This window comes from Paraburkholderia sp. CI3, from assembly GCF_050436505.1.
Taxonomy (GTDB): domain Bacteria; phylum Pseudomonadota; class Gammaproteobacteria; order Burkholderiales; family Burkholderiaceae; genus Paraburkholderia; species Paraburkholderia tuberum.
This window is the reverse complement of sequence record NZ_JBNDMI010000003.1, coordinates 2,065,568-2,085,778: the sequence shown is the minus strand read 5'-3', so window position 1 is coordinate 2,085,778 and position 20,211 is coordinate 2,065,568. Positions and strand designations below refer to the sequence as shown.

The 20,211-nt window shown below is 66.7% G+C and carries 8 protein-coding genes; 7 read left to right on the top strand and 1 reads right to left on the bottom strand.

Going from position 1 to position 20,211, the window contains the following annotated elements; genetic code table 11:
* Nucleotides 1–246: 246 nt before the first annotated feature.
* The 7 genes from OKW29_RS18265 (at nt 247) to treY (ending at nt 18,804) form a co-directional block, all read left to right on the top strand.
* Entirely contained in the window at nt 247–3,699 is a 3,453-nt protein-coding gene (locus OKW29_RS18265; protein WP_429292000.1) for a maltotransferase domain-containing protein, read from the top strand.
* The gene (gene treS, locus OKW29_RS18260; RefSeq protein ID WP_184072208.1) at nt 3,696–7,163 is read left to right on the top strand and encodes a maltose alpha-D-glucosyltransferase; all 3,468 of its coding nucleotides are present in this window, start codon (nt 3,696–3,698) and stop codon (nt 7,161–7,163) included. Before OKW29_RS18265 ends, treS begins: the two co-directional genes overlap by 4 nt.
* Nucleotides 7,156–9,366: a 1,4-alpha-glucan branching protein GlgB gene (glgB, locus tag OKW29_RS18255; protein ID WP_429291999.1), complete on the top strand. Its 2,211-nt coding sequence runs from the start codon at nt 7,156–7,158 to the stop codon at nt 9,364–9,366. The genes treS and glgB overlap by 8 nt, the downstream gene beginning before the upstream one ends.
* 115 nt (nt 9,367–9,481) lie before the next feature.
* A complete protein-coding gene (gene glgX, locus OKW29_RS18250) occupies nt 9,482–11,695 on the top strand; it encodes a glycogen debranching protein GlgX (RefSeq protein WP_429291998.1) in 2,214 nt (737 codons plus the stop codon).
* Nucleotides 11,696–11,834: 139 nt separating this feature from the next.
* Nucleotides 11,835–13,739, top strand: coding sequence for a malto-oligosyltrehalose trehalohydrolase (treZ, locus tag OKW29_RS18245; protein WP_429291997.1), 1,905 nt, complete (start codon nt 11,835–11,837; stop codon nt 13,737–13,739).
* On the top strand, nt 13,736–15,940 hold the full coding sequence (gene malQ / locus OKW29_RS18240) for a 4-alpha-glucanotransferase (RefSeq protein WP_429291996.1): 2,205 nt from the start codon (nt 13,736–13,738) through the stop codon (nt 15,938–15,940). The genes treZ and malQ overlap by 4 nt, the downstream gene beginning before the upstream one ends.
* Entirely contained in the window at nt 15,937–18,804 is a 2,868-nt protein-coding gene (treY, locus tag OKW29_RS18235) for a malto-oligosyltrehalose synthase (protein WP_429291995.1), read from the top strand. Before malQ ends, treY begins: the two co-directional genes overlap by 4 nt.
* Before the next feature lie 40 nt (nt 18,805–18,844).
* On the opposite strand, the gene OKW29_RS18230 is transcribed toward treY, so the two are convergent.
* Nucleotides 18,845–20,188, bottom strand: a complete 1,344-nt coding sequence (locus tag OKW29_RS18230) for a hemolysin family protein (RefSeq protein ID WP_184036049.1) — start codon at nt 20,186–20,188, stop codon at nt 18,845–18,847.
* Nucleotides 20,189–20,211: the final 23 nt, after the last annotated feature.

The window sequence follows — 20,211 nt, the reverse complement described above, 5'->3', positions numbered from 1 at the left end:
CGGCTGCCCGCGCGTTGGCACACGGTTTGCTCCTTTCCGCGACGAGTGACGACCAGTCCCGCGAGACCGGCGTCTGGCGTCAAAGCACCCGCGACTGGCCAGCGGCGCGACGATCTTTGCACTACATTGACCAGTACGTGCCCCCGCTGACGCATCGCGCGGTAGCCGGCTCGGGAAGCCCAATGAGCGCTGTGATCGCATGCCAAGTGCATCCACACCGCAGCAGGACAACTCTGGAAACGACCGATGGAATCTCCAAACGGGTACGCGCCGCGGATTTACTTTTTTCATTCTCTTCTCGTCGGGCCCCTCGATGCCTGGCCCGCGCAGTTCGCTCATGCGGCCGGGCTCGGCTTCGATCATGCGTTGATCGGCGGGCTGTTCGAGCCCGGCCAGGCCGGCCATGGCCAGGTGGTCGGCAATCACGCTCGGCTGAATCCCGTGTTCGAGGCGCAGGATTCGGTGCACGACGCCGTGCGCATGCTCGCCGATGCCGCGCGCCGCAACAACCTGACGCTGCTGGTCGATCTCGTGATCGACCGCATGGCCGCCGACGGCGTGCTGTACAGCGAGCATTCGGACTGGTTTCACGCGCGTGAGTCCGAGCTCGCACGGCTCGATCCGCGCCACGTGCATTGCGAAGACAACGTTGCCTACGCGAATTTCGACGACCCCGCGACGAGTGCCTCGCTGAGCGTCTGGTGGACCCAGCAACTGCTCGCGCTCGCCGAGGCGGGTGTCGGCGGCTTCCGTTTCGATTCGCCGCATCGCGTGCCGGCTGCCGTATGGCGGCACCTCGGCGATGAAGTGCGCGCGAAGCATCCGCGCGTGCGCTTTCTCGCGGCAACGCCGGGCCTGTCGCGCGGCGATCTGCCCGGTCTCGAAGCAGCCGGCTTCGACAGCGCGTTTTCGTCGGTGCGCTGGTGGGATTTCCGTTCGAGCTGGATGGCCGAGGAGCATGCGGCGCTCGCGCGCGTTGGTGCGCCGATCGCCTTTCCCGAAGCGCCGTACGGTACCCGCCTCGCCGCCGAGCTGAGCGACGTCCATGATGCGGCGATCGTTGAGCGGGCGTATCGACGCGCGTTGTTCACGTCGGTTGCATTGGGCAGCGGCTGGATGATGCCGATGGGCTTCGAATACGGCATCGCCGAACCGATGTCGCAAACGCGCGGCGACGCCGCGCAGTTCGCCCGCGCCGCGCAGTCGCGCCGCTTCGATCTGAGCGCCGCCGTCACCCAGGCCAACGACTTCGCGCGCAACACGCCGACGCTGCACGCGAACGGTGAATTGCGCCCATTGAGCGGCCCCGGCGCATCGGCCGCGGTTCTGCTGCGCGGCGACGCAGCCGATCTGCGCGACGCCAGCGAAGCAGTCCTGATCGTCGTGAATCCCGAACTCGGCGCGCCAGTGCGCGTCGATCCCGCGCGCTTCCTCGCGGGCGTGCCGGGCAGCTTTACGCGCTTCGCGCCGCTCGACGCGCGCGGCCGAACCGAACCCGCGGCACTCGCGCCGTTCGCGCTCGCGCCCGGTGCGGTGCGGCTGCTGCGCGCGTTCGCGGAGCAGCCGATCTGCCTCGCGCCGCCGATCGACAAGGCGAACAGCAAGCGCAGCGGCCGCAAGACAGTGCTCGACGCGATCGAAGCGCCGCGCGTCGCGATCGAGAGCGTGTCGCCGTCCGTGGAAAACGGTCGCTTCGCGGCCAAGCGCAGCGTCGGCGAGCGCGCGGAAATTCGCGCGGCGATCTTCGCCGAAGGTCACGACAAGATTGCGGCTGCCGTGCTGTGGCGCGCGGCCGACGAAACCGCGTGGCACGAAGAACTGATGTCGCCCGCGCCGCCGGCCGGGCTCGACTTGTGGAGCGCGCGCATTCCGCTCGAGCGGATCGGCCGCTACGAGTTCACCGTGATCGCGTGGCGCGACGACTTCGCGTCGCTCGTCGAGCACATCCAGAAGAAGCTGAAGGCGAACCAGACCGTCGAGATAGAACTCGACGAAGCCGCGCATCTGTTCGCGCTCGTGCTCGCCGAAGTCGAGACGACCGAAGGCGCCGACAAGGAGCCGCTCGAACACATCGTGCGCGACTTCCAGAAGGCCGACGCCGAACAGAAGCTCGCAGTGATTCTCGCGCCCGCCACAGCGAAGGCAATGACCGCCGCGCGCCATCGCCCGTTTCTGAGCCGCGACCCCGTGATCTACAAGATCGACGCGGAACGCACGGCCGCCTGTTTCGCGAGCTGGTACGAGATCTTCCCGCGCTCGATGAGCGACGACGAGTCGCGCCACGGCACGTTCGCGGACGTGAGCGCGAAGCTGCCGCGCATCCGCGACATGGGCTTCGACGTGCTGTACTTCCCGCCGATCCACCCGATCGGCCTCGCGAACCGCAAGGGCCGCAACAACACGCTGACCACCCAGCCGGGCGATGTGGGCAGTCCCTATGCGATCGGCGCCGCCGAGGGCGGTCACACCGCCGTGCATCCGCAACTCGGCACGCTCGACGATTTCAAGGCGATGCTCGCCGCCGCGCATGCGCATGGCCTCGAGATCGCGCTCGACTTCGCGATCCAGTGCTCGCCCGATCACCCGTGGCTGAAGGAGCATCCGACGTGGTTCGCGTGGCGCCCCGACGGCACGCTGCGCTACGCCGAAAATCCGCCGAAGAAGTATCAGGACATCGTCAACCCGGACTTCTACGCGCACGACGCCAAGCCCGGCCTGTGGCTCGCATTGCGCGACGTGATCCTGTTCTGGGTCGACGCGGGCGTGCGCATCTTCCGCGTCGACAATCCGCACACCAAGCCGCTGCCGTTCTGGGAATGGATGATCGCCGACGTGCGTGCGCGCCACCCCGACACGATCTTTCTCGCCGAAGCCTTCACGCGGCCGCGCATGATGAACCGACTCGGCAAGATCGGCTTCTCGCAGTCGTACACGTACTTCACGTGGCGCGAGTCGAAGCGCGATTTCACCGAGTACATGGGCGAACTCACGCAGACCGGCGCGCGCGATTTCTATCGGCCGAACTTCTTCGTCAATACGCCGGACATCAACCCGCGCCATCTGCAATCGCAGGGACGCACGGGCTTTCTGATCCGCGCGGCGCTGGCCGCGACACTGGCCGGCCTGTGGGGCGTGTATAGCGGCTTCGAACTGTGCGAGGCCACCGCGCTGCCGAACAGCGAAGAGTATCTGGACTCCGAAAAGTATCAGTTGCGGGCGTGGGACTGGCACCGGCCCGGCAATATCGTCGGCGAGATCACCGCACTGAACCGCATCCGTCGCGCGAATCCGGCGCTGCAAACGCATCTCGGTCTCACGTTCCTCGCCGCGCACAACGACCACATCCTGTGCTTCGAGAAAGCGACCGAATCGCGCGACAACGTGATCGTCGTCGCGATCAATCTCGATCCGTTCAACGAACAGGGCGCGGACATCGAGTTGTCGTGGGACACGTTCCAGCGCTGGCATCTACACGATCACGCCACGCTCGAAGTGATCGACCAGATGACCGGCGCACGCTTCGAATGGCACGGACGCTGGCAACACGTGCGGCTCGGCTCGGGCCAACCGTTCTCGATCTGGCGCATCGCGCCGCTAGGCGGCCTGCCCGCCGATCGCCCCGAGGACAGCGACCACGATCCCGACAGCGCTCCTCACGCAGACGCTGTCAACCCAACCTGGATGGAAGGTGGAACATGAAGCGCGACGATCCAGCCCAAACCGCGCACGAGGCGCAAACGGCCGTGGCCGTAGGCACCGCGGCGAAGGTACGCACGCGCCGCCGCGGCAAACCCGCGGCCCTCAGCGACGATCCGCTGTGGTACAAGGACGCGATCATCTATCAGGTGCACATCAAGTCGTTCTTCGATGGGAACAACGACGGCGTCGGCGATTTCCCCGGTCTGATGGCCAAGCTCGACTACATCGCCGAGCTCGGCGTCAACGCGATCTGGCTGCTGCCGTTCTATCCGTCGCCACGCCGTGACGACGGCTACGACATCGCCGACTACCGCAACGTGCATCCCGACTACGGTCAGCTCGCGGACGTGCGGCGCTTCATCCAGGAAGCGCACGCGCGCGGCATCCGCGTGATCACCGAGCTCGTCATCAACCACACGTCGGATCAGCACCCGTGGTTCCAGCGCGCGCGGCGCGCGAAGCCCGGCTCGAACTATCGCAACTACTACGTGTGGTCCGATACCGACCAGAAGTACCCGGAGACTCGCATCATCTTCATCGACTCGGAGCCGTCGAACTGGACGCACGATCCGGTTGCGGGCGCGTACTACTGGCACCGCTTCTACTCGCACCAGCCCGATCTGAACTTCGACAATCCGGCGGTGTTGAAAGAGGTGCTGCAGGTGATGCGTTTCTGGCTCGACATGGGCATCGACGGGCTGCGGCTCGATGCGGTGCCATACCTCGTCGAACGTGAAGGCACCAACAACGAGAACCTGCCTGAGACGCACGAGATCCTGAAGAGGATTCGCGCGACCATCGACGCCGAGTACCCGAACCGGATGCTGCTCGCCGAGGCGAACCAGTGGCCCGAGGACGTGAAGGAGTATTTCGGCAACGAAGACGAATGCCATATGGCGTTCCACTTCCCGCTGATGCCGCGCATCTACATGTCGATCGCGAGCGAAGACCGCTTCCCGATCACCGACATCATGAAGCAGACACCGGAACTCCCCGAATCGAACCAGTGGGCGATCTTCCTGCGCAATCACGACGAGCTGACGCTCGAAATGGTCACCGATTCCGAGCGTGACTATTTGTGGAACACCTATGCGAGCGATCGCCGCGCACGTTTGAATCTCGGCATTCGCCGCCGTCTCGCGCCGCTGATGGAGCGCGACCGCCGCCGCATCGAGCTTATCAACTCGCTGCTGCTGTCGATGCCCGGCACGCCGGTCATCTATTACGGCGACGAACTCGGCATGGGCGACAACATCCACCTCGGCGACCGCGACGGCGTGCGCACGCCGATGCAGTGGTCGTCGGATCGCAACGGCGGCTTCTCGCGCGCCGACCCTGAGCAACTGGTGCTGCCGCCCGTGATGGGTACGCTGTACGGCTTCGACGCGGTCAACGTCGAAGCGCAGAGCCGCGACCCGCATTCGCTGCTGAACTGGACCCGCCGCATGCTTGCGACGCGGCGCGCGAAGCAGACCTTCGGACGCGGCACGATCCGCTTTTTGAAGCCGGAAAACCGCAAAATTCTCGCGTATCTGCGCGAGATGCCCGGCGAGGCGCCGATCCTGTGCGTCGCGAATCTGTCGCGCGCGCCGCAGGCGGTCGAGCTCGAGCTGTCAGAATTCAACGGCTTCGTGCCGATCGAGATGACCGCCGATTCGGTGTTCCCCGCGATCGGTCAGCTGACCTATCTGCTGACGTTCCCGCCCTACGGCTTTCTGTGGTTCATGCTGTGCGAAGGCGGCGGGCGTCCGACATGGGCGCAGGCGCATTCCGTGCCGCTGCCCGAGTTCGTCACGATCGTGATCCGCGAGGGGCAGACCGGGCCGACTCCCGAAAACGTGCGGCTGCTCGAATCCGAAGTGCTGCCGTCGTGGCTGAGCCGGCGCCGCTGGTTCGCGTCGAAAGATCAGAAGATGCACGCGGTGCGGCTCGCCGCGCTGACCACGATCCCGAACGGCGGCTTCGCGTTCACCGAAATCGAAGTGGACGTCGGCAACCACACCGAACGCTACGTGGTACCGATCGCGCTCACATGGGGCGGCGAAACCACCACGCCGCTGTTCCTGCAATTGGCGCTTGCGCGCGTGCGGCGCGGCCGCACCGTCGGCCATCTGACCGACGCGTTCTCGCTGCCGATCTTCGCGCACAACGTGCTGCGCAAGCTGCGCGAGCGCGCGGTCGTGCCGACCGTGCAAAAGAGCGAGATCAAGTTCCTGCCGACCGAGCGCTTCGCCGAACTCGACGCTCTCGGCGAGCGGCCCGAGATTCGCTGGCTCGCGGCCGAACAGAGCAACAGCTCGCTGATCGTCGCCGATGCCGCGGTGCTGAAGCTGGTGCGGCGACTCGTCAGCGGCATCCATCCGGAAGCGGAAATCAGCCGCTATCTGACGCAGCTCGGCTATGCAAACACCGCGCCGCTGTATGGCGAAGTGGTGCGCGTCGATCCCGAGGGCGTGCCGCATACGCTCGCGATCCTGCAGGGCTTTATCGACAATCAGGGCGATGCGTGGAACTGGTCGCTGGATTATCTGCGCCGCTCGGTCGACGAACTCGCGATCGCGATCGACACCGAAACGCAGAGCGTACCCGATCGCACGAACGAGTCGATTCTGCTGGACGGTTACGGCGAACTCGCGGGCATCATCGGCCGCCGGCTCGGCGAGTTGCACGTCGCGCTCGCCACGCCGAGCGACGACCCCGCGTTCGCGCCGGAACCGGCCAACGCCGACCAGGTGAAGGCGTGGGTCGACGCGACGCAGACGATGCTCGCGGCCGCGCTCGATCTGCTCGCGACGCGCATCGCGGGCATGAGCGACGCGGACACGAAGGGGCTCGCGCAAAGTCTGATCGATCGCCGCGCCGCGCTCGTCGAGGCCGTCGCCAAGCTGGTGCCGGGCGACGCGGGCGCGTTGCGCATCCGCATCCATGGCGACTTCCATCTCGGCCAGGTACTGGTCGCGCACGGCGACGCGTATCTGATCGACTTCGAGGGCGAGCCCGCGCGTTCGCTCGACGAGCGTCGCCAGAAATCGAGCCCGTTGCGTGACGTGGCCGGTCTGATGCGCTCGCTCTCGTATGCGAGCGCGGCCGCGCAATCGACCACCGAAAGCGCGCCGCAACAGACCGCCGATCGCAAGCGCGCGCTGTTCGAGCGCTTCCGCGCGCACGCGACCAGCGCGTTCCTCGCGGAATATCGCGCGGCCGCCGCGCAGTCGCCGACGCCGCTCGTCGCGCCCGAATCCGAAGAGGCGCTGCTCGATCTGTTCCTGATCGAGAAGGCCGCCTACGAAATCCGCTACGAAGCGGCCAATCGGCCGACGTGGCTCGGCTTGCCGGTGCGCGGCCTCGCGGCGCTCGTGAGCCGTCTGCTCGGCGACACCGGTGCGCCGCCGCACAGCGTTCCGTCAACCCAGGCGCCTGGCGCGGCCACGCCACCTAACCCGGCCGAGGGCGACTATGAGTGAGCATGATGCGGCCGCAGGCCTTCAACCCGTCGATATCGACGCGCTCGTCGAAGCGCGTCACCCCGATCCGTTTTCGCAGCTCGGGCTGCATCAGACGGACGCGGGGCCGATCGTGCGCGCGCTGCTGCCGAACGCCGCGCACGTCACCGTAATTTCGCGCGCTGATGGCGCGACGCTCGGCGAACTCGAACAACTGCGCCCTGGCCTGTTCGCGGGACGTATCACGTCGGCGATGCCGTATCGCTTGCGCATCGACTGGCATGGTGTGGTGCAGGAAGTGGAGGATACCTATTCGTTTGCTCCGGTGCTCGGCGACGAACCGCTCGAACGTCTCGCGCGCGGCGATCCGTACGCGGTGCTTGAATGTCTGGGCGCGCGGCCGGTCGACGTCGACGGTGTGCCGGGCGTGCGCTTTGCGGTGTGGGCGCCGAATGCGCGGCGCGTGTCGGTGGTCGGCGACTTCAATGCGTGGGACGGCCGCCGCCATCCGATGCGGCTGCGTCACCAGGCGGGCGTGTGGGAGCTGTTCGTGCCGCGCGTCGGCGCTGGCACGCGCTACAAATACGAGCTGCTGTCGCGCGACGGCCATCCGCTGCCGCTGAAGGCCGACCCGTGCGCGATGCAGACGGAAAAGCCGCCGGGCACCGCATCGATCGTCGCACACGTCGACGAGATCGAGCAGTTTCCGTGGAGCGATCACGAGTGGATCCAGTCGCGCGCCGACAAGCAGACCGCGCGCACGCCGATCACGATCTACGAAGTGCACGCGGAGTCGTGGCTGCGCGTCGCCGAGGAAGGCCAGCGTGGTCTCGTCTGGGAAGAGCTCGCCGAGCGGCTGATTCCCTACGCGAAGAGCATGGGCTTCACGCACATCGAATTTCTGCCGATCGCCGAGCATCCGTTCGGCGGTTCGTGGGGCTATCAGCCGCTCGGGCAGTTCGCGCCGTCCGCGCGCTTCGGCAAGCCCGAGCAGTTCGCGCGTTTCGTCGATCGCGCGCACGAAGCAGGGCTCGGCGTGATTCTCGACTGGGTGCCCGCGCATTTCCCGAACGACGCGCATGGCCTGATCGATTTCGACGGCACGCCGCTCTACGAGCATGCCGATCCGCGCGAAGGCTATCACCAGGACTGGAACACGATGATCTACAACCTCGGCCGCAACGAGGTCAGCGCGTTCCTGATCGCGTCGGGGCTCGCGTGGTTGAAGCGCTATCACGTCGACGGCCTGCGCGTCGATGCGGTCGCGTCGATGCTGTATCGCGACTACTCCCGCGCGGCCGGCGAGTGGGTGCCGAACATCTATGGCGGCCGCGAGAATCTCGAATCGATCGCGTTCCTGAAGCGGTTGAATCACGAGGTCCGCTATGTGCCGGGCGCCCCCGGCGCGATCACGGTCGCCGAGGAATCGACCGCATGGCCGGGCGTGACCGCGCGCCTCGCGGACGGCGGCCTCGGCTTCGACTTCAAATGGAACATGGGCTGGATGCACGACACCCTGCACTACATGCACGAAGACCCGATGTATCGCCAGTATCACCACCACAACATGACGTTCGGCATGGTGTACGCATATTCCGAGCACTTCGTGCTGCCGCTTTCGCACGACGAGGTGGTGCACGGCAAGGGCTCGCTGCTCGGCAAGATGCCCGGCGACCGCTGGCAGCGTTTCGCTAATCTGCGCGCGTACTTCGGTTTCATGTGGACGCACCCAGGCAAGAAGCTGCTGTTCATGGGCGGCGAATTCGGCCAGATGGCGGAGTTCGACCATGACGGCTCGCCGCATTGGCATCTTCTCGACGATTCGAACCACCACGGCGTGCAATTACTGGTGCGCGACCTGAACCATCTGTATCGCAACGAGCCCGCGCTGCATCTGCTCGACAGCGAACCGGGCGGCTTCGAATGGTTGATCGGCGACGACAGCGGCAACAGCGTGTTCGCCTATCGGCGCACCGACGGCGCGGGCCAGGAGTTCGTCGTGGTGTGCAACATGACGCCGGTGCCGCGGCTCGGCTATCGGCTCGGCATGCCGCGCGGCGGACGCTGGGTGGAAGTGCTCAATACCGATGCAGGCGTGTACGGCGGCTCGAACATGGGCAACGACGGGCTGATTCATTCCGACCATGTATCGAGCCACGGCAGGCCACATTCCGCCGCGCTGACCTTGCCCCCGCTCGCGACGATCGTATTGCGCGCGGACTGAGGAAACGTGCCGTAACCCGGGCGCGCGGCGCACAGGCAGCCGCCGCGCGCCCGTTGCATGAAGACCCAGGCAGACCCGAGCTCCAGCTCGACAATCAGAACAGGAAAGGGAAATCATGTCGCATGCGTTGCCCGACCGGTTGCTGCCCGGCTCGCCGTATCCGCTCGGCGCGAACTGGGATGGGCTGGGCGTCAACTTCGCGGTGTTCTCGGCCAATGCGCAGAAAATCGAGCTATGCCTGTTCGACTCAACCGGCCGCAAGGAGATTCGCCGCTTCACCATGCCCGAATGCACCGACGAGATCTGGCACGGCTATCTGCCGAACGCGCATCCGGGCACCGCGTACGGCTTTCGCGCGCATGGGCCGTATCAGCCGCATTTCGGGCATCGTTTCAATCCGCACAAGCTGCTGCTCGACCCGTATGCGCGCAAGCTCGTCGGGCAGTTTCGCTGGTCCGACGCGCTGTTCGGCTATCGCGTGCATTCGAATCGCGCGGACCTTTCGATCGACCGGCGCGATTCCGCGCCCGCGATGCCCAAGTGCGTCGTGATCGACGAGGCGTTCGACTCGTCGCACGACAGGCGGCCCGACGTGCCGTGGGGCGAGACCGTGATCTACGAAACGCACTTGCGCGGCGCGTCGATGCTGCGCTCTGATCTGCGCCAGCATGAACGCGGCACGTTCGCGGCGCTCGCGTCGCCGGAGTTCGTCGAGCATCTGCTGAAGCTCGGCGTGACCGCGGTCGAGCTGCTGCCCGTGCACGCGTTTCTGAACGACCGCTTCCTCGTGGAGCGCGGCCTGCGCAATTACTGGGGCTACAACACGGCAGCGTTCTTCGCGCCGGAGCCGACCTATCTGAGCACGCACCGGCTCGACGAAATGCGCATCGCCGTGCGCCAGCTGCACGCGGCCGGCATCGAGGTGATTCTCGACGTGGTCTACAACCACACTTGCGAAAGCAATGAGATGGGCCCGACCATTTCATGGCGCGGCCTCGACAATGCCAGCTATTACCGGCTGATTCCCGGCGACGAGCGTCACCATATCAACGACACGGGCTGCGGCAACACGGTCAATCTGCCGCATCCGCGCGTGCTGCAGATGGTGATGGATTCACTGCGCTACTGGTCGACCGCGTTCAATATCGACGGCTTCCGTTTCGATCTCGGCGTGACGCTCGGGCGCGAAAGCCACGGCTTCGATCCGGGCTCGGGCCTGTTCGACGCGTTGCGCCAGGACCCGGTGCTATCACAACGCAAGCTGATTTCCGAGCCATGGGATCTCGGCCCTGGCGGCTATCAGCTCGGCAATCATCCGCCGGGATTCAGCGAATGGAACGACCGTTTCCGTGACACGGTGCGACGTTTCTGGCGTGGCGATGCCGGCCTGCGGCCCGACCTCGCCGCGCGCATGACCGGTTCGGCCGATCTGTTCAACCGGCGGCATCGCAAGCCGTGGGCGTCGATCAACTTCGTCACGTCGCATGACGGCTTCACCTTGGCCGATGTCACCGCGTACGAGCAGAAGCACAACGAAGCCAACCTGGAAGACAACAACGACGGCCACAACGAGAATTGCAGCCGCAATTGGGGTCTCGAAGGCGCGACCGACGACCCCGCGATCCTCGCGACCCGCCGTCGGGTGTCGCGCTCGCTGATCGCGACACTGATGCTCGCGCTCGGCACGCCGATGCTGCTCGCCGGCGACGAAGCGCTGCGCACGCAGCGCGGCAACAACAATGCGTACTGTCAGGATAACGACCTATCCTGGATCGACTGGGACCTCGCGGATTCGCCGGAAGGTCAGCGCATGACCGAGTTCGTCGCGCGCGTGATCGGGTTGCGCAAGCGCCATCCGCTGCTGCGTGAAACGCGCTTTCTGTTCGGCGACCGCGAAGTTCTGCCCGGCCTGTTCGACGTCGGCTGGTTCGACGAACACGGCGATCCGCTGACGATCGAAGCGTGGCAGGACCCCGAGGGACGCGCGTTCACGTTGCGTCGCGCGGGTCCGGGCCTGAATGGCGAAACCGAAGTATTGTTACTGATGCTCAACGCTCACGAGGCACCGCTGCAGTTCGCGCCTCCCGCGCCGCACCTGGAATGGCATGTGCTGTTAGACACGGCCGATCCGGAACGCGCGCCGCAGCGGCTCGCGACGGCCGAACTCGAGGTCGCCGCGCACGGCCTCGCGATACTCGCCGCGCAACCGACCGGTGAAGCGGATTGGCAAGCCGGCTGGGTGGCTGGCGCGCAGCACGGGCCGCGGCTGTTGACCGCGCTGCCGCCCGATCCGGGCGCGCAGACCGCAAACGACGATGGTTCGCAATGAACGATGCACTGCGGCGACCTGGTTCGAGCGTGGATAAATCGCGCCGCAGCCGGGGTGGCAAGAATGTTGCAACGCAATGCCTGCTTGCGTTGCGTCGCATTGCCGTCCAGGCTCGTTAGCAGATTCGAATGGTGAAGACATGTCTGAAAGTCCGATTGATCCTCACACGCATCATCACGCGCACTGCCTGCCGTTCAGCGCGCAGTTGATCGGCGCGAGCGGCCCGCGACCGCGCACGCGGTTCCGTTTTTGGGCACCGTCGTGCAGCAGCGTGCAGGTGGTCGTCGAAAACGGCCCCGCGCAAGGCGCGCACGACATGGCTCCGACCGGCAACGGCTGGTTCGAGACCACCGTCGAGAGCGGCGCGGGCACGCTGTATCGGTTCCAGCTCGACGACGGGCAGGCGGTGCCCGATCCGGCCTCGCGGTTCCAGCCGCGGGACGTGCACGGCCCGAGCGAGGTCATCGATCCGCGCGCCTACCATTGGGAACACACCGAATGGCACGGCCGGCCCTGGGAAGAAACGGTGCTGTACGAATTGCACGTCGGTGCGATGGGCGGGTATGCGGGCGTGCAAAAGCGCCTGCCCGAGCTCGCCGCGCTCGGCGTCACCGCCATCGAACTGATGCCGTTGAACGACTTTCCCGGTCGTCGCAACTGGGGTTACGACGGCGTGTTGCCGTACGCGCCCGACTCCGCATACGGCCGCCCCGAAGAACTGAAGGCGCTGATCGACGCCGCGCATGGTGTGGGCCTGATGGTGTTTCTCGACGTCGTCTACAACCACTTCGGACCGGACGGCAACTATCTGCATACGTACGCGGAGCCGTTTTTCCGCGCAGGCGTGAACACGCCGTGGGGCCCGGCGATCGACTTCGAGCGCAGCGAAGTCAGCGACTTCTTCACCGACAACGCCGTCTACTGGATCAACGAGTACCGCTTCGACGGACTGCGCTTCGATGCGGTGCATGCGATCGAGAATCCCGGGTGGCTGCGCGAGCTGTCGGACCATATCCGCGCGCGCGTGCAGCAGGGCCGTCACGTGCATCTGGTGATCGAAAACGAGCACAACAGCGCGAGCCTGCTCGACGCGCATTTCGACGCGCAATGGAACGACGACGCGCACAACACGCTGCACGTGCTGCTGACCGGCGAAACCGAAGGCTATTACCACGCGTATGCCAACGAACCGATTCGCCGGCTCGCGCGAGTGCTGGCCGAAGGCTTCGCGTATCAGGGCGAGCCGTCACCGCTGCACGATGGTGCGCCGCGTGGCGAAGCGAGCGCGCATCTGCCGCCGACGTCGTTCGTGATGTTTTTGCAGAACCACGATCAGATTGGCAACCGTGCGTTCGGCGAACGTCTGCGCAAGCTGACCTCGGATGACGCGCTGCGCGCCGCGACCGCGTTGCTGTTGCTGTCGCCGCAAATTCCGCTGCTGTTCATGGACGAGGAGCATGGTTCGACGCAACCGTTCCTGTTTTTCACCGATTACACCGGCGATCTCGCCGACGCCGTGCGCGAAGGGCGCCGCCGCGAATTCGCCCGCTTTGCCGCGTTCAGCGATGAGAAACGCCGCGCGCAGATTCCCGATCCGAACGACGCCCAGACCTTCGCCGCCTCGTCGCCACCCGCGCCCGATGTACAGCCGACGCCGGATCGGCTCGACTGGATGCATTACTACAAGTCCGCGCTCGCGGTGCGCGCGAAGCTGATCACGCCGCGCCTGAAACATACGAAGGCGTGCGGCGCGACCGTGCTGCGCGATGCCGGTGGCGGCGACGCGAACGCGCTGATCGCGCGCTGGAAACTCGGCGACGGCGAAACGCTGTCGATCGCGCTGAATCTGTCGCAGCAGAACGTCGCGTTCGACGCCATCCCCGACGGCAAAATCATTTTCGAAACACCGCCGCGCGCGCGCGAACAGGCCGACGCGCGGGTGTTGCCCGCGCATGCGTGCATTGCGTGGCTGACCGGCGACATCAACGAATTCGCGAGCCGCCACGATGCGCGCATCGCATCGCACGAGGAGCAGCGCGCGTGACGACCCGACGCCCCAACGACAGGCTCGCCGCGCTCGCCACCCGCGCAGGCTTCGAGGTGGAGTGGCAGGACGCGCACCACAATACGCAACACGTGCCCGAAAAGACACTTGGCACGCTGCTCGCACGCATGGGTCTGCCGTGCGGCAACGCCACGGATATCCGCCACAGCGCCGCTGCTCTGGAGGCCGAACTATCGGGCCGCCGGCTACCGCCGCTGATGACCGCGGTGATCGGGCGTGGCATCGCGCTGCCCGCGGCCGCGGTCAGGTCGGGCAGCCATTACCGGATCGAGCTGGAGAGCGGCTCGATCATCGACGGCCGCTTCACCGCGCCGAAAGGCGAGGAAGCGCTGCTCGCGCCGATCGACGAAACCGGCTATCACACGCTCGTGATCAACGACCAGCGCATGACGCTCGCGGTCGCGCCGCCGCGCTGCTATACCGTCGCCGACGCGTGGTGCACGCTGCACGGCGGCGGCGGAGAAGGCGAACGCGAAGCCGCGCCGCCCGCGCCGCCACTGTGGGGCATCGCCGCGCAACTATATGGCTTGCGCCGCACCGGCGACGGCGGCATCGGCGATTACACGGCGCTCGCGCAGCTTGCGCGGCACGGCGCGCAGCGCGGCGCGCACGCGCTCGCCGTCAGTCCGACCCACGCGATGTTCAGCGCGCAGCCCGAGCGCTTCAGCCCGTACGCGCCGTCGTCGCGTTTATGGCTCAACGTCACGCATATCGATCCGGCCGCGGTGTTCGGCGCCGATGCGTCCGCGTCCGCATCGGCGCAGGCCGGCAACGCGTGGTCCAAATACGAAGACCTGCCGCTGATCGATTGGCCGCACGCGACCCGGCTGAAGCTCACGGTTTTTCGCGCGCTGTACGAGCAGTTCAGCGCCAACGAGCGCCCGCAGCACTCGCCGCGCGCGCTCGAATTTCACGGCTTCTGCGAACGCGCGGGGCGCGCGCTCGAAGATCATGCGCGCTTCGAAGCGCTGCAGGCCGCGCAGCTCGCGCAAGGCGGCGACGGCCATTGGCGCAATTGGCCCGATGCGTTGCGCGACCCACGCAGCCCCGAAGTCGAGGCGTTCGCCGCCGCGCATCGCGACGAGGTCGACTTTCATCTGTTCCTGCAGTGGCTGGCATCGCGCGGGCTGTTGCACGCTCAGCACACCGCGCGCGAAGCCGGCATGGCGGTCGGCCTGATCGCCGATCTCGCGGTTGGTTGCGACAGCGCCGGCAGTCATGCATGGTCCTATCCCGACGACATGCTGCAGGGCGTGTCGGTCGGCGCGCCGCCCGATCTCTTCAACCAGGCCGGCCAGTCGTGGGGACTCACGACCTTTTCGCCGCGCGCGATGCGCACACAAGGCTTCGCCGCGTTCATCGACATGCTGCGCGCGGCGTTCGCGCATGCCGGCGGCATCCGCATCGATCACATCCTCGGCTTGCGGCGTCTGTGGCTCGTGCCCGAAGGCGAAAGCGCGCGCAATGGCGCGTATCTGCGCTATCCGCTCGAAGACCTGCTGCGGCTGATCGCGCTCGAATCGTGGCGGCATCGCGCGATCGTGATCGGCGAGGACCTCGGCACCGTGCCGCCCGGGTTTCGGGAGCGGCTCGACGAGCACGGCATCGAGGGGATTCGCGTGCTGTGGTTCGAAGGCGCCCCCGACGGCAACGGCTTCAAGGCGCCGGCCGATTGGGACCGCTACGCGGTCGGCACGACGACCACGCACGATCTGCCGACCGTCGCCGGCTGGTGGCGCGGCAGCGACATCATGTGGCGCAACCGCATCGGCCAGACGATGGCGCGCGCCGACGGGCGCGATCCCGAGGAAGCGGCGCTCGAAGAGCGCGCGCAGCAGCGCGCCGACTTGTGGCGCGCGTTCCAGCAAGCGGGCGTGGCCGCGCCCGATGTCGCGCCGCCGGACGCCGACAACGCGCCGGTCGACGAAGCGCTCGCATTCGTCGCCGCGACACCCGGGCCGCTCGTCACGTTTCCGCTCGAAGACCTGCTCGCGCTCGACGAGCAGCCGAACCTGCCGGGCTCGATCGACGAACATCCGAACTGGCGCCGCCGCATGACGCTGCCCGTCGACGCGATGTTCGACGACCCCGTGTTCACCGACCGCCTGCTGGCCGTCGACGGCGCGCGCCGCGCCGCCGCGCGTTCCTCCAACACTTCCGCGGAGCCTGACACGCCATGACCGTTCCACGCTCCACACTGCGCCTCCAGTTCCATCGAGGCTTCACGTTCGACGACGCCGCGCGGCACATCGACTACTTCGCCGCGCTCGGCATCAGCCACCTGTACGCGTCGCCGATCACGACGGCCGAGCCCGGCTCGATGCACGGCTACGACACCGTCGACTACACCGAGGTCAGTGCCGAATACGGCGGCGAGTCGGGCCTGAAGCACCTCGTCGACACGCTGCGCGCGCACGACATGGGGCTCATCGTCGACATGGTGCCGAATCATATGGGCGTCGGCGGGTCGAGCAACGCGTGGTGGCTCGACATCCTCGAATGGGGCCGCCACAGCGCGTATGCGCGTCATTTCGACGTCGACTGGCATTCGCCCGATCCCGCGCTGCGCGGCAAGGTGCTGCTGCCGACGCTCGGCGCGTCGTACGGCGAAGAACTGGCGGCGGGCCGCATCGGGCTGCATTTCGCGGCCGACAGCGGACGCTTTCATATCGGCTACGGTCCGCACGTGTTCCCGATCTGCCCGGTCGATTACGCGGCCATCCTGCAAGGCGCCGACCGCGCCGATCTGAGCGCGCTCGCGAATCGCTTTCAGGGGCTCACCACGCAGCCCGCCGATCAGCCGCGCGCCGCTGAGGCGCGTGACGCGCTGCGCGAGTTCGTCGCGCGCGAAGGCGAGTCGGCGATCGAGTTCGTGCTGGAGACTTACGCGCCTGAGGATCCGGTCACGCGCGACCGGCTGCATCGGCTGATCGAGCGGCAGCATTTCCGGCTCGCGTGGTGGCGCACCGCCTCCGACGAAGTGAACTGGCGGCGCTTCTTCGACATCTCGACGCTCGCCGGCGTGCGCGTCGAGCGGCCCGAGGTGTTCGAGGCGGTGCACGCGCTGATCTTTCGCCTCTATCGCGAAGGGCTCGTCGACGGCTTGCGGATCGATCACATCGACGGGCTCGCCGAGCCGCGCGAATACTGCCAGCGTTTGCGCCAACGGCTCAGCGAGTTGCGCGACACTGCGCCGTATGTGGTGGTGGAGAAGATTCTCGGCCGTGGCGAGCCGTTGCGCGACGACTGGCCCGTCGACGGCACGACGGGCTACGACTTCATGAACGACGTCGGCGCGCTGCTGCACGATCCGGCCGGCGCGGACCCGCTCGCCGGTACGTGGGCCGAGCTCACCGGCCGCAGCGCGCGCTTCGCCGATGAAGCGCACGCGGCGCGGCGCAAGATTCTCGCGGAAAACTTCTCCGCGGAACTGGACCGCGCGGCGCGCGCGCTGCATCGGATCGCACGCGATTCGCTGAGCACGCGCGACTTCACGTACCCGGCGCTGCGCCGCGTGCTGACCGAACTGGTCGTGCATTTCCCCGTGTACCGCATGTATCCGCCGGGCGGACTGCGCAGCGCCGCCGACAACGTCTATTTCGAGGAGGCGCTCGCGGGCGCGCGCGCTTCGCTGCCGCGCTCGGACCATGCGGCGCTCGAGCGCGTGAATGCGTGGCTCGGCGGCAGCGCCGAAGAGGCCCCGCCCGCGCGGCCCGGCGCGCAGTCGCAGCAGCAGGCGCAAGGCGGCGGAGCGCCGCCGCATGCGGGCTCGTCCCGGCGCAGCGCGCAAACGCTGTTTTCGCAGCTGACCGCGCCGCTCGCCGCCAAGGCGATCGAGGACACCGCGTGCTATCGCTACGGCCGTCTGCTGTCGCGCAACGAAGTCGGCTCGGACCCGGGCGAGTTCGCGCTGTCGGTGGAGCAGTTTCATGCGGGCAATCTCGAGCGCGCGCAACGTTTTCCTCATGCGATGCTCGCGACCGCCACGCACGATCACAAGCGCGGTGAAGATGTGCGCGCGCGGCTCGCGGTGCTCAGCGAGATCGCCGACGAATGGGGCGCGACGTTGCGTGCATGGTCGACGTTGAACGCGCCGCAGCGTCGAGCGCTCGACGGCACGCCGATCAACAGCGTGAGCCAGGACAAGAGCGACGCATGGGCTCCCGGCCCCGCCGCCGAGGCGATGCTGTATCAAACGCTGGTGGGCTGCTGGCCGCCGCCGCTGCGCGCCGACGACGAAGCCGGCGTCAAGGAGCTGGCCGAGCGCGTCGCGCAATGGCAGTTGAAGGCGCTGCGCGAGGCGAAGCTGCAGACCAGCTGGCTTGCGCCCGACGAAGCCTACGAAGCCGGCTGCCGCGAATTCCTGTTCGGCATCCTTGCGCCGCAGCGGCGCGACGCCTTTCTGAAGGAGCTGTCGGCGTTCGTCGAGCGCATTGGTCGCGCGGGCGCGCTCAACAGCCTGCAGCAGACGGTGCTGCGTGTCGCGTCGCCCGGGATCCCAGATCTTTATCAAGGCACCGAGCTGTGGGACTTCAGCCTCGTCGATCCGGACAATCGGCGGCCCGTCGATTTCGCGAAACGCGAGGCGTGGCTGCCGCAGACGCAAACGCCGCCGTCGGAATTTCTGGCGGACTGGCGCGACGGGCGCGTAAAGCTCGCGGTGATCCAGCGCGTGCTGGCGTTGCGCGCGCATCTGCCGGAGCTACTGAGTCAGGGCGCGTATCTGCCGCTCACGGTGCGCGGCGCGCATGCGTCGAGTGTGATCGCGTTCGCGCGGCGGCATGGCAATGCGTGGGCCGTGGTGATTGCCAGCCGGTTGGCCGCGCGACTGCTTGGCGATGATGCTGGTCTGCCGCTCGTCGAGCCGGCGCAATGGGCGGATACGGCCATCGAAATGCCGCCCGATCTGTCGGCGCGTGCGCTGTTCGATTGGCTGAGCCCCGCCGCGCCGAAAGTCGACGATCACGGGCTGCTGTATCTGCGCGACGCGCTCGCCGCGATGCCGGTCGCGGTGTTGGTGGAAGATGGGGTGCCTCGAAGCTGAGGCGGCTAAAAAGGGTTGAGGCTTCGGGTTGGCTCGGCCCTCAACCGCCCTCGTCGTCGAACAGCTTCGGATACACGCGCACGAGCACGATGCGCGGTCCCTTCATCTTCTTGACCACGACGTCGAAGTCTTCGAACTCGACGCGCTGCCCTTCGCTCGGCAGATCGTTGAGCGCCTGGATCACGAGCCCGCCCACCGATTCGGCCTTGCCTTCCTCGATGTCGATACCCAGAGCACGTTCGAGCGACACCACCGGCAAGCTGCCCTTGCCCATCAGCGTGCCGTCGTCCATGCGGGTCCAGTCGGCGTCTCCCTGGCGGAATTCATCGTGGATCTGCCCGACCAGCGCGCCGAGCAGGTTGTCGAGCGTCAGGAAGCCGATCGGTTTCGCGTTCTTGTGGCCGACCAGCGCGAAGTGCGGCGCGCCCTTGCGAAAGCGCCGGAACAGTTCGAGCGCAGGCATGTCCGGCTTCACGTACTGCACGGGGCGGACGTAGCGCGACAGGTCGTCGAGCGTGCTGCCCGCCTGGCGCGCGAGCAGCAGGTCCTTCAGATGGATCATGCCGGCCACGCGTTCGCCTGATGCATCCTCGAATAGCGGATAGCGGCTGAAGCGGTGCCGCGCGACCACCTGCATGTTGTCGCGCAGCGGCAGATCGCGCCGCAGGCACACCATTTCATGCGACGGCCGCATCAGGTCCGATACGGTCATTCGCGAGAAGTCGAGCGAGTGCGCGATCGTGTTCCATTCGTCCTGGCTGTACGCGCCGGTCGACGCACCGAGTTCGCTCGCGACGTTCGCGCGGCGGCCGCGCAGGATCAGCTTGAGTTCCTCGGTCGAGTAACGCGAGTCGTGACCCTGGTCGGTATCGAGCCCCGCGGCCTTCAGCACCGCGTTCGCGCTCGTGTTGAGCAGCCAGATGGCCGGGTACATGGCCCAGTAGAAACCGTACAGCGGCGTCGCGGTCCACAGCGAAATTTTCTCCGCCTCGCGAATCGCGAGCGACTTCGGCGCGAGTTCGCCGACCACGATATGCAGGAACGAAATACACGAAAACGCGAAGAACAGTGAAATGCCATGCATCAGCTTCTCGGACTCGACGCCGATCACGGTGAAAAGCGGCATCAGCAGTTGCGCGAACGCCGGTTCGCCGATCCAGCCGAGGCCGAGCGACGCGAGCGTGATGCCGAGCTGACACGCCGACAGATACGCGTCGAGCTGTCCGTGCACCTTCGCGAGCAGACGTCCGCGCATGCCATGCTGGGTGGCAAGGCTTTGCACGCGGGTCTGCCGCAGTTTGACCAGACCGAATTCGGCGGCGACGAAAAAGCCGTTGAGTGCAACCAGAAACATTGCACCGATAAGAGCGACAACCTGGATCAAAGCGGCGGGCTCCGGCAACAAAA